This window comes from Rhizobacter sp., from assembly GCA_021153565.1.
Taxonomy (GTDB): Bacteria; Pseudomonadota; Gammaproteobacteria; order Burkholderiales; family Burkholderiaceae_C; genus Albitalea.
In genome coordinates this window covers 1-9,577 of record JAJKJU010000152.1, presented here as the reverse complement: position 1 = coordinate 9,577, position 9,577 = coordinate 1, and the positions used below count along the sequence as shown (strand labels likewise).

Genomic DNA, 9,577 nt, shown 5'->3' with positions numbered 1-9,577 from the left:
TCTGCGCTTCGTCCTTCAAACACTGCATTCCAGCACCCCGTGACCGCCGAAAACCGCGTCCTCGCCAGCAAATAACAGCGCATTTACACCGGCGCTAACATGAAGCCGGCCGAATGTGCACGCGACTGGATCGGCGACCTGCTGGCCTCGATGGTGGTCGACAAGAACGAGGAAAGCGACCTGAAGCTGCCAGGCGAACTGGCGCTGCCGCCGTCGTTCGTCGAGACGCAATGCGCGGCGTTCCGCGCAGCGGCAAAGGCCATGCGCGAAGCCGTGCGCATGGAGGCGGTGGCCACGCACTACGCCAACAGGATCGGCCACACGATGGCCCAGCTCAACGGGCGGTCGTTGTGCAGCGGCGAGGCCTTGGACGTGCGCAAGACCCTCGAAGTTCGCTATGGCGCGCTGAAGGACCGCGCTTGGAGTTCGGTCCTGCGGTCCACGGAAACGCTGACGCGGCTTTCCCAAAAGGTGCAGCGGCAAGCCGAGTCGCAGTTCGAGAGCATCAAGAAGCTGGACTTCACCGAGACCAACGTCTACGGCTTCCTGCTCGGCTTGGTCGAGAGCCAGCAGGAAATGCAGCTCGACATGGCGTGCGATGTCTTCGACACCATCACGCGTTACCACAGCGACAACACGGTGTTCTATCGCGGTTGGAAATCGAACGACAAGCACAGGACCTGCGGCATGCGCATCCGAACCACGCGCTTTGTCCTGCCTGGACACCGCGGTGACTCGTGGTCTTCGCCGAGGTGGGAAACGCAACAGATGCTGGCTGATTTTGACAAGGTGTTCGCGATGCTCGACGGCAAATGCCAGCCGGCCGAAGGCCTGTGCGATGTCTTCACGAACCGCTACGCCGACCTCCGGCAGGGTCAGCGCGTCTCTTCGAGCTACTTCGACATCCGCTACTACCCAGGCGCCGGGACCATCCACTTTTTCGCTCGCGACAAAGCCCTTGTCGATCGCCTGAATCGAGTGGTCGGCCGGCACCGGCAGTGGCTGCCGCCTGAAAGCGAGCGCGTGTCCGACGCCTTCTGGCTGCAGTTCAACCAGGCGGAGAAGCTTGACAAGGAAGTGCGCACCGAGGCGCGCAAGGGGTGCGGCCGCTGGGACGATCCGTTCCGCGAGCTGATGTGGAAGGACAGCGAGGGTCGGAGCGCGGCCGCCGGCGACAAGATCGCCGGGGTGATAGACCAAGTGCTCGCAGCGCGCGGCATCACGCTCACGCTCGAAGGGGCGCCGAGCGCCGAGCCCCCACTGCTTCTGGCTGAGGCGTGACGCAACCCCGTGGCGCTTCGAGGATCGATCAGATGACCTCTGGACCACGTTCAACCGCGTTCAGGAAAATCTGATCCAAGGCGGATTGCAGGGCCGCACGCCGGCGGGCCGTCCCATGCGCACTCGCCCAGTGGTCGGCATCGACCAGGGCGTGAAGCTCAACCGCGCGCTCTGGGTGCTGGCCGAGGAGATGCGCAAGCTTCGCGGGTGATGAGATGACGGAAGGGGGCAACCCCTTCCGCAATCGATGGACCCACAGCACAAGAAATTCATGAACAACACGAGGCTGAAAGCCCCCGGAACTCACCCCATGGCGAACCTCAATTTTCTGCAGTGGACCGGCGCGGCAACCGGCGTCGCCGGCACCTTGCTTCTCGCGGTCCACGGACCCTGGTCGAAGTTCGGATTCCTCTTTTACCTGGCGTCGAATGCCTGCTGGATACGGTTCGGCGTGGCGACCAAGACACCCGGACTGACCGTTCAAAACCTCGCGTTCTTGGCATCGTCGCTGCTCGGCGTGTGGTTCTGGATTCTCAAGCCGGCGTGATGCGCGCCGGCGACATTCAACGACAGAGGCTCTGCAATGGCAAGACTTTCCAAGATGGCCGGCGCGCTCAAAGCGAGCGAGTTCAAACACGCCTTGGCGAACTTCCCTCGGCTGTCCGAGAAAGCGCAGAAGGTGGCGCGGGCCGTGCTCGTCGATGGCGAGACCTTCGAGCAAGTCTGCGAGGACTACGACACCAGCCGCCAGCTCGCTCACCAGTGGGCCACCAAGGTGTACGAGGCGTTCCGCCCAGAGGGCTGGGTGACCGAGGCCGTCACCCTCCCGCCCGAGCAAATGGCGCTGGTGCGACAGATGGAAATCGATGCCCGCCAGAAGTGGGCCGACGAACTGCCGCCGGCGCGGGTGATCCGCCGATGAAGGCACCACCCTAGAACACGAACCCGTGCCGGGCGGTTTCCCGGGGTCCTGATGGAGGTTTCCATGAAGTCCGTTCTCTATGCGTTGTTGCTCTTGTTGGTGCCGGATCTCTCTGCGCTGCGAGCCGGCGTCACACGTCTTTCGACCTGCTCGACGACGTCGCCTCTGATGTTCGAAGTGCAAGCCCGCGATGGGTGTCTGCTCATCTGCGCGCTTCGAAGGCGCGGTGGCGATCGATGGCAAGAGCCCGAGATGAGATTGCTGGTCGACGTGGTGGGGCGGGTCCTGCGCCCGCTCGAATTCGAGGAGCAGTGGGTTCACGAACTGGCCGGTGACCGCAGTCACTCGATCAATGTCGATCTCGAGCTGAAGCTGTCGGTGCGGCTCATGCAATGGCTACTGACCGCACGGCGTCTCGGCCATCGTCTTGATGCGTCGGCCAACACAGACGCAGAGGTCTGACCGCGCGCACCAGGCACTCAGCTCCGAACCGTCCAAATGACGGAGGGGTTGGAGCCTCAGATATCCAGCCCGATCCAAAAATCGACAATGGAGAGTCAAAATGCTGCCTGCATCCAACCCCGCCCGCGTTGCAACACACGCGGACATGAACCTCATGACCTTCCGCGTCTACCTTCGCTGGCCGCGCCAGCGCGTGACCGACAAAACTTCGACCGAGAGCCGGGTCGTCGCAGAGGCGGCCTATTCCGATCTTTTGAAGCAAGCTGAAACGTTCGCGGCGAAGGGCGCCCTCGGCATCTCGCTGACGGAAGACGGGCGGCAGTTGCAGTACCACAAGCTGGCTGACGAGGCCGACGGCAAAAGCCGTTGAGGCGATTCGGATTGCAGAGCTTCGCGCCGCCGCCCACGCTCGGCAAGGGACAGACATCATGAACATCGTGCTCGACACTCTCGCGCAGGCCCCGGCCCCACCTGGTCGGCCACAGCAGTCGTAGCGAAGAAGTCCCGCGAGGTGCTTCGCAAGCCACCAGACAGGTGCACCCTCGTCAAGCCGGAGGGTGCAGCACACGACAAACGCTGTCCCTGACCACAGGGACAGTGCTGGGCGGCGCGGCAGCACTCACCCCATCCTCAGGTGCTCGTTCGCACCCTCCGTGCCTTCTGTGAGGGCCCTGTCGCCCTTCGCGCACTATCCGAAGACCCGAACCGCAGCCCAGACGATGAGGGTGGCGGCGCCCGCCTTGACCAAGTGGCGCGAGAACCACCGGTAGTCGGGAAACCCGAAAACCGCCTGCGACAGCCGCTTCGCCCCCCAGAGGGCCATCACGGCACCCGCGAAGAACCCCAAACCGCCCGTTTTGGCCGGCCAAGTGCTCACCCAATAGCCCCCGAGTGCCGGAAGCGCAACGGCGTCCAGCGCGGCCAGCAGCCGCACCACCACGCCGAAGTGATGGAAACGATCTCTGTCGAAGCGTCCAGGGGTGTGCGGTTTGACGGTGCGATCGAGCATTGGTGACTCCACGGCCAGCAAAGCTGGCGCGTCAAAACGACTGTACTGTATGTACACTTTTGCTACTCTAAATATCCATTTGGCTACATCTCTTATTTCAATACGCTCATCTCAATCCATAATCACCTCAATCCGCATCAACTAGTGATCATTTCGAATCATATCTTTGCAGCGTGACTACATCGGAGCCTGTATGGCCAGCTTTCTTGAGCAACTGAACCAGCCCGAGGTCGAGAAGGCGCGCCCCAAGTCGCGCCGAATCCTGGAGTTGCTCCCAGACATCGAAGCCGCGATCGCCAAGGGCTTCAGCCGTGCGCAGATCGTCGACGCACTGAAGAAGTCGGAGGGCATCGACATCACCCCGTCAATGCTGTCGACCTACGTGCGCCGGTGGCGGCAACGGCGTCGACCTGGCGCACCGTCGCCCGCAACGGCAGCGCCCTCGCCTGTCGAATTCGCCACGCCGGCCAAGGCCGTACTGGGGCAGCCCGGCTCGAACGAACCGGCGCCGGCCTCGACCTCTCCCCTGCATGGCGAGCATGACCGTCACCCCGTCGACAAGAGCCTGAGCGCCACCCAGGACATGAATGCACTTGCCCGCCAGGGCAGAAAGGGATCTCGATGAGAGTCTGCGTTTTGAATTTCAGCGGCAACGTCGGCAAGTCCACCGTCTCCGCCCACCTGCTTCAGCCACGTCTTGGCGCACCTGTTTTCAGCGTCGAGAGCGTCAACATGGACGCCGAAAGTGATGGCATCGAGGTGTCTCGCGTGCGCGGCCAACATTTCGCGGAGCTGCAGCAGCGCCTCATGAAGCTCGATGCGGCCATCGTCGACGTGGGCTCGTCCAACATCGAGGCGTTCCTGAAGCTCATGCAGCAGTACGCCGACAGCCAGGAAGACTTCGATTGGTTCGTGGTGCCGGTGGTCAAGGATGCCAAGCAGCAGGGAGACACGATCAACACCATCCGCGCCCTGCGCGCGATCGGCGTACCGCCGTCCAAGATCCGCGTGGTGATCAACAAGGTCGAAACGGATGACGACTTGCGCCATGACTTCGCGGCCGTGTATGCCTTCTGCGAAAACGGCGAAGCCACGCTGCCCGACGGCGCCGTGATCTACGCCAACGACATCTTCCCGGGCCTGAAGGCGCTGCAGATGACGATCGGCGACTTGAATGGCGACACCACCGACTATCGCCAGAAGCTGCGCGAGGCACGCAACGAGGACGAACAGGACGTCGCGATCAACATGATCGCCATGAAGCGCCTGGCGAAGACCTGCAACAAGAACCTTGACGCGGCCTACGGCGCGTTGTTCTTGCAATGAGCGAGCCCCGGAAGCTGCGCGAGGCCATGATGGCGCAGGTTGCCGGTGAGCTCGACGAGATCCTCAAACGCGTCGAGCTCGCCGCGCCGATGCTCGCGAGCGCGAACGAATGCCTCGCCACCAATGCAGCCGCTCTCAAGACCGCCTTGGAGCAGTATCGATCGACCGTCGCCGGGCTGTCGGGCGAGGCGATGAGAAGCATTGCCGAGTTCGCCGTGCGCCGCACCAATGAAGCGGCAGTGCACAGCACCGAACAACAGCAGGCACTGATCCAGGCCTGCGCACGTCAGGCATTCGAGACCGAGTTGGTTCCTCACCTGCGAGCCCTCAAGGAAATCGCCGCGGGCTCGCCCCAAGAACCGGCACGGCCTTTCTGGTCGACCTGGGTCGAGCATGCCGCGACGGCGACCGCCACCGCACTGGTCACGGCCGCCGGCGTTTTGTACCTGGTGCGCTGACAGCCTCGGCGCCCGTTTGGAGAGTACTCATGACTTCGAAGAATGCGACAACCCCCGCAGAACGCCAAGCTGCGCTGGATGAATCGAAGGCCATCCTCGCACTGGAGAACATGGTCGAACCGGCAGGCCACGCGCAGCTGCGCAAGGACATCGTCGACGGCATGCTCTCGATTCCCGATGCCGTCCAGAAGATCCTCGAGGAAGCAAAGGCGCGGCGCGACGCCTCCTCGGCCCCGTGAATCCGTATGTCGACCTGGCGACAGGCACGCATCACAACAAGCTCGGCATCACTGATCGCGCGCAGCTGCGCGAGGTCGAATACCGCGTCACCGATGTGCGCATCGCTGAGCTGAGGCTGCAACCCATCGAGGGCAACTTCGACCTGGATCATCTGCGCAAAATTCACAGGCACATCTTCGGGGACCTCTACGAGTGGGCCGGCAAAGAGCGCACCCGGAACTTCAGCAAACCCGATCCACTGGAACCCTGGTGGAAATCGGTCTTTGCGCGCCATGAGCACATCCCTCTGATCGCCGGCGTCGTCGCCGACGACCTGCGCGAGTGGAAGAACCTCAAGGGTCTCGGGTCCGATGACTTCGCGACCAAGCTGGCCGCGATCTACATCAAGGTGAACCACATGCACCCATTCCCCGAAGGGAACGGTCGTTCCACGCAAACCTACATGTCGCAGCTCGCCCGCGAGGCCGGCTACTCGCTCGCGTTCGACAAGCTGGATCCGAAGCTGTGGAATGCCGCGGCAGCACGCAGCATGCCGCAGGTCAGCGTGTCAGACCCAGCGGTCAAGCGGCCGCAAAACCCGGCGTACATCCGGGAGGTGTTTCGGCAGATCGTGTCCCCCATGCGCCAACGGGACACCGGACGTGAGCTCGGCGATCGCTGAGCTCCAGGCGCCCCTCAACCAGAGCCATCCCATGCAATCGTTTCGCTTCGAAAAGACCGTTCTCACCTCCGACGATCCGCGCCTGGCGGCTGAGCTGGCCGCCGCCTATGCTGATAAGCAGCGCCCGATCTGCATCTGCACTCCTGATGGCGTCGCGATGTACGTTGCCCACATCGGTGATCGCCACATCGTCAAGCGCATGCCGAACTCCGGCAGTCACCATCACCCCGATTGCGAATCGTTCGAGCCACCGGCAGAGCTGTCCGGCCTCGGCGAAGTCGCTGGCGCCGCCATCCAGGAGGACATCGAGTCAGGCCTGACCACGCTCAAGCTCGACTTCAGTCTTTCAAAGGCAGGGCGCAGAGCGGCGCCGGTGACCACGGGTGCCGAGACGGAGAGCGTGCGCACCGACGGCAGCAAACTCACGTTGCGCGGTACCTTGCATTACCTGTGGGAGCAAGCCGGCCTCAACCGCTGGACGCCGGCCATGGCCGGTAAGCGGTCCTGGTACGTGGTGCAGAAGCACTTGATGCAGGCAGCGAGCAACAAGGCCACCAAAGGCGATGCGCTGGATTCCATCCTCTTCATCCCGGAACCGTTCTCAGTCGAGCGCAAAGACGAAATACTGCAACGCAGGCTCGCCAAGCTTTCGCGAGTCTCGGCGCCGACGCAAGGGACTCACAAGCTCATGATGCTCGTCGGCGAGGTCAAGCACATCGAGCCCTCCCGCTATGGCCACAAGCTGGTCGTCAAGCACTTGCCGGACATGCCGTTCATGGTCGCCGAAGACTTGCACAAACGCCTGGGCAAACGCTTCGCCAACGACCTGGCGCTGTGGGATGCCGACGAATCGACCCATCTGGTGGTCGTCGGCACCTTCAGCTTCAACGCGGCGGGCATCGCGTCGATCGAAGAAATGGCCTTGATCGTGACGACTTCCAACTGGATTCCGGTGGAACACGTGCACGACGTGCAATTGCTCGACGCGTTGACGCAATCTGGCCGGCGTTTCACCAAGGGCCTGCGCTACAACCTGGCCTCGACACGCCCCCTGGCATCGGCTGTCCTGTCCGACACAACGCCTCGAACTGTCGCGCTCTATTTGGTGCCACCAAACGCCAGTGACGAATACCAGCGCGCCCTTGCCGACCTGGTCAAGGAGAGCGAGCTTGCATCGTGGGTTTGGCGTTCGGGTGAGGCCGCGATGCCAGAGCTGCCACCTCTTCACGACTACGAGCCGGCCACGTCTGAACTGATCGAGTCAGCGACGCAATGACGAACCAGCAATTCGACGCACTGACCAAGTTTGATGCGACGGAAACCAATCACTTTTGAAGGAACCAAACGAAATGACCGACACAAACAACGATGACCTTGAGCAAGCAGAGGATCTCGACTACGAGTACCACGCTCTCGCCGAGACAAAAGACGAAGTTGGCCACCCAGGCGTGAGCGTCCGCCATATGCTCATCATCGAGGCGGTGCGCGGTCTTTGTTCTGGCCCTTTGGGGACCCTGTTTGCCAACCATCCGGGACAGCTCGGTGCGTTTGCCGCGAAGATCGCCGACGGCGTGGAGTCCGTACGCTTCGACGCCAATCTGCTGCCGCGACAGGGCCAGCCTGAAAAGGCCGCATGAAGCCCAGTTCGGGCGTACAACCCCTTAGTGCACCGCCCAGACGCGGGACTCGATAAAACCGTGCACCGTCTGTGCGCAGGCATGTAGGCAAGCAGTTCCTTGCGTGCCTGCTCTGGCGACACCCGGCCGGCGAGGACGGCTGCGTCGATGGCCTTGTCCTTGTCCCCCCAGTGCGAAGACGGCCTCGGTCTGCCCGATCGGCGCGCGGCGTAGGCCGCGCGCTGCTCAGGCGTAAGCGTTCCGGGAACCCATCTTTCGTCAAGTTGTTGAAGCTGCGAACCTCGTGTCTCGGCAATCAACGAACGAGACGAGGTGAGAATGGATCGACAGCAGATGGAGCGCTGCCTGGAACAGGTGGCGGCATATCGGGCATCGGGTCAGAGGGCGAAGGTAAGGTATGGGCCGAGGCGAACGGTGTACCGCTGCGCGTGTTGGCGAGCAGGTGTGCGCATGCGAGACGTTGGCAGGCGCGGCTTGACGGCGTCGGCGCGCAGCCGTCGGCGGCATCGCGGCCGAGTGGTTTCGTGGCGGCCCGCGTGGCGCCCAATGCCACGGCGAGTTCGGTACGCGTTGAGCTGAACGCGGGCGGTGCCCGGCTCGAGCTGCATTGACCACTGGCGCTTGCCGCGCTGCTGCGGGAGTTCAGCCGATGATTCGAATCGAGTTCATCTGGCTGGCGCTGGGCGCCAGCAATCTGCGCGGGGACATCGACCGGCTGCTAGCCCAGGTGGTGCGCGGCTTCGCGTTGGGCGCGCAAGTGTCGAAGAACTGTGAGCGGCGACTCGAATCTGCTGCATTTTGGTCCGGTGTGAACGTGCGTTTTCTTCGCCCTTCGTTTTCTTCCGATCAGCGTCTTTGACGCGTCTTCTTCGGGGTTGATGTCCGTCTTCTTCAGACTGCGTCGGAGGGTGCGCGCGCGGCCGATGGGGCTGCTCTGCTCGACCCAGTCGAGGAGCGGCGATGGCACAACCCGGTGGCGATCGCAACCGTTGTGCTGGCATTGATGTGGGCGGCGGCTTGTTGCCGTTCGGTGCTCATGGTGTCACTTCCTCACTTGCCAGCCGACAGAGCCAACGACTTGTCGATCGTGGCTTTGGTGATCTGGTAAATCTTTTCATCGCTCGCGTGGGAGTACTGCTCGCGGGCGGCAGCTTCGACCTTGTTCCAAGCGAGCACGAAACTTCGTCGAGTCCGGCCGCACAAGATACGCCTTGAACGTGTCCATCGAGTAGGCCGCAGGCCCCAAGCCACGGTTGAAGATTGTGAGTGCTACTGCTTGAGTGACACCTGTCGCTTCGATCAGCTGGCGCAAACGCTCGTTGTTGGTCAGTGAAGTTTCTAAAGGGTTCATGTGCCCATGATATGCGGTGCGCACCCCCGATTCGAACGATCGAGAACGCGCTGGCACCGCATTGCCCACGGCAGTTCACGCTGCCCGGCATCGGCTACGGCGCGCGCGGCGGCTTCCCGTCCGGCAAGCTGGCCGAACTCGGCTACGCAACCTGGCAGTGGTTCAAGCTCGACAACGCAAAGGCCAACCTCGCCGCCGACGTCCAGTACGCACTGGCCGACTTCATCGGC

The 9,577-nt window shown here is 62.7% G+C and carries 15 protein-coding genes and 2 pseudogenes; 16 read left to right on the top strand and 1 reads right to left on the bottom strand.

Features of this window, described 5'->3' with window-relative positions:
• The first annotated feature begins 99 nt into the window (after positions 1-99).
• From AC30NL_RS09295 to AC30NL_RS09270, 6 genes and pseudogenes are all read left to right on the top strand, one after another.
• On the top strand, positions 100-1,281 hold the full coding sequence (locus AC30NL_RS09295) for a DUF4942 domain-containing protein (protein ID WP_489463722.1): 1,182 nt from the start codon (positions 100-102) through the stop codon (positions 1,279-1,281).
• 4 nt (positions 1,282-1,285) lie between these two features.
• A pseudogene (locus AC30NL_RS09290) lies at positions 1,286-1,492 on the top strand (DUF932 domain-containing protein); the annotation flags it as partial.
• 99 nt (positions 1,493-1,591) lie between these two features.
• Positions 1,592-1,828 (top strand): hypothetical protein, encoded by a 237-nt coding sequence (locus tag AC30NL_RS09285; protein ID WP_489463721.1) that lies wholly within the window; start codon positions 1,592-1,594, stop codon positions 1,826-1,828.
• A 36-nt stretch (positions 1,829-1,864) separates the two neighbouring features.
• The gene (locus AC30NL_RS09280) at positions 1,865-2,203 is read left to right on the top strand and encodes a TrfB-related DNA-binding protein (protein WP_489463720.1); all 339 of its coding nucleotides are present in this window, start codon (positions 1,865-1,867) and stop codon (positions 2,201-2,203) included.
• 63 nt (positions 2,204-2,266) lie between these two features.
• Positions 2,267-2,665, top strand: a complete 399-nt coding sequence (locus AC30NL_RS09275) for a hypothetical protein (RefSeq protein ID WP_489463719.1) — start codon at positions 2,267-2,269, stop codon at positions 2,663-2,665.
• 154 nt (positions 2,666-2,819) lie between these two features.
• Entirely contained in the window at positions 2,820-3,035 is a 216-nt protein-coding gene (locus tag AC30NL_RS09270) for a hypothetical protein (protein ID WP_489463718.1), read from the top strand.
• Positions 3,036-3,353: 318 nt separating this feature from the next.
• On the opposite strand, the gene AC30NL_RS09265 is transcribed toward AC30NL_RS09270, so the two are convergent.
• On the bottom strand, positions 3,354-3,674 hold the full coding sequence (locus tag AC30NL_RS09265) for a hypothetical protein (protein WP_489463717.1): 321 nt from the start codon (positions 3,672-3,674) through the stop codon (positions 3,354-3,356).
• A 193-nt stretch (positions 3,675-3,867) separates the two neighbouring features.
• Between AC30NL_RS09265 and AC30NL_RS09260 the strand changes: the two genes are divergently transcribed.
• From AC30NL_RS09260 to AC30NL_RS09215, 10 genes and pseudogenes are all read left to right on the top strand, one after another.
• Complete coding sequence (locus AC30NL_RS09260; protein WP_489463716.1) at positions 3,868-4,299, top strand: hypothetical protein; 432 nt, start codon at positions 3,868-3,870, stop codon at positions 4,297-4,299.
• Positions 4,296-5,000 carry a StbB family protein gene (gene stbB, locus AC30NL_RS09255; RefSeq protein ID WP_489463715.1) on the top strand — a complete coding sequence of 235 codons (705 nt, stop codon included), beginning with the start codon at positions 4,296-4,298 and terminating at the stop codon, positions 4,998-5,000. The genes AC30NL_RS09260 and stbB overlap by 4 nt, the downstream gene beginning before the upstream one ends.
• Positions 4,997-5,458 (top strand): hypothetical protein, encoded by a 462-nt coding sequence (locus AC30NL_RS09250; protein WP_489463714.1) that lies wholly within the window; start codon positions 4,997-4,999, stop codon positions 5,456-5,458. Before stbB ends, AC30NL_RS09250 begins: the two co-directional genes overlap by 4 nt.
• 29 nt (positions 5,459-5,487) lie before the next feature.
• Positions 5,488-5,697 carry a hypothetical protein gene (locus AC30NL_RS09245; RefSeq protein WP_489463713.1) on the top strand — a complete coding sequence of 70 codons (210 nt, stop codon included), beginning with the start codon at positions 5,488-5,490 and terminating at the stop codon, positions 5,695-5,697.
• Positions 5,694-6,359: a Fic/DOC family protein gene (locus AC30NL_RS09240; protein WP_489463712.1), complete on the top strand. Its 666-nt coding sequence runs from the start codon at positions 5,694-5,696 to the stop codon at positions 6,357-6,359. The genes AC30NL_RS09245 and AC30NL_RS09240 overlap by 4 nt, the downstream gene beginning before the upstream one ends.
• A gap of 31 nt (positions 6,360-6,390) precedes the next feature.
• Complete coding sequence (locus AC30NL_RS09235) at positions 6,391-7,635, top strand: DUF1173 domain-containing protein (RefSeq protein WP_489463711.1); 1,245 nt, start codon at positions 6,391-6,393, stop codon at positions 7,633-7,635.
• 73 nt (positions 7,636-7,708) lie between these two features.
• Positions 7,709-7,996, top strand: coding sequence for a hypothetical protein (locus AC30NL_RS09230; protein ID WP_489463710.1), 288 nt, complete (start codon positions 7,709-7,711; stop codon positions 7,994-7,996).
• 649 nt (positions 7,997-8,645) lie between these two features.
• Positions 8,646-8,855: a hypothetical protein gene (locus AC30NL_RS09225; RefSeq protein ID WP_489463709.1), complete on the top strand. Its 210-nt coding sequence runs from the start codon at positions 8,646-8,648 to the stop codon at positions 8,853-8,855.
• A gap of 101 nt (positions 8,856-8,956) precedes the next feature.
• The gene (locus AC30NL_RS09220) at positions 8,957-9,211 is read left to right on the top strand and encodes a hypothetical protein (protein WP_489463708.1); all 255 of its coding nucleotides are present in this window, start codon (positions 8,957-8,959) and stop codon (positions 9,209-9,211) included.
• Positions 9,212-9,358: 147 nt separating this feature from the next.
• Positions 9,359-9,577: pseudogene (locus AC30NL_RS09215) on the top strand (integrase); the annotation flags it as partial.

Excerpts from the sequence above, each read along its gene's own strand:
- AC30NL_RS09250 (WP_489463714.1), top strand. The coding sequence starts at position 4,997 with ATGAGCGAGCCCCGGAAGCTGCGCGAGGCCATGATGGCGCAGGTTGCC.
- AC30NL_RS09260 (WP_489463716.1), top strand. The coding sequence starts at position 3,868 with ATGGCCAGCTTTCTTGAGCAACTGAACCAGCCCGAGGTCGAGAAGGCG.
- AC30NL_RS09265 (WP_489463717.1), bottom strand. The coding sequence starts at position 3,674 with ATGCTCGATCGCACCGTCAAACCGCACACCCCTGGACGCTTCGACAGA.
- AC30NL_RS09275 (WP_489463719.1), top strand. The coding sequence starts at position 2,267 with ATGAAGTCCGTTCTCTATGCGTTGTTGCTCTTGTTGGTGCCGGATCTC.
- AC30NL_RS09270 (WP_489463718.1), top strand. The coding sequence starts at position 2,820 with ATGACCTTCCGCGTCTACCTTCGCTGGCCGCGCCAGCGCGTGACCGAC.
- AC30NL_RS09225 (WP_489463709.1), top strand. The coding sequence starts at position 8,646 with ATGATTCGAATCGAGTTCATCTGGCTGGCGCTGGGCGCCAGCAATCTG.
- AC30NL_RS09220 (WP_489463708.1), top strand. The coding sequence starts at position 8,957 with ATGGCACAACCCGGTGGCGATCGCAACCGTTGTGCTGGCATTGATGTG.
- AC30NL_RS09235 (WP_489463711.1), top strand. The coding sequence starts at position 6,391 with ATGCAATCGTTTCGCTTCGAAAAGACCGTTCTCACCTCCGACGATCCG.
- stbB (WP_489463715.1), top strand. The coding sequence starts at position 4,296 with ATGAGAGTCTGCGTTTTGAATTTCAGCGGCAACGTCGGCAAGTCCACC.
- AC30NL_RS09245 (WP_489463713.1), top strand. The coding sequence starts at position 5,488 with ATGACTTCGAAGAATGCGACAACCCCCGCAGAACGCCAAGCTGCGCTG.
- AC30NL_RS09230 (WP_489463710.1), top strand. The coding sequence starts at position 7,709 with ATGACCGACACAAACAACGATGACCTTGAGCAAGCAGAGGATCTCGAC.
- AC30NL_RS09285 (WP_489463721.1), top strand. The coding sequence starts at position 1,592 with ATGGCGAACCTCAATTTTCTGCAGTGGACCGGCGCGGCAACCGGCGTC.
- AC30NL_RS09295 (WP_489463722.1), top strand. The coding sequence starts at position 100 with ATGAAGCCGGCCGAATGTGCACGCGACTGGATCGGCGACCTGCTGGCC.
- AC30NL_RS09280 (WP_489463720.1), top strand. The coding sequence starts at position 1,865 with ATGGCAAGACTTTCCAAGATGGCCGGCGCGCTCAAAGCGAGCGAGTTC.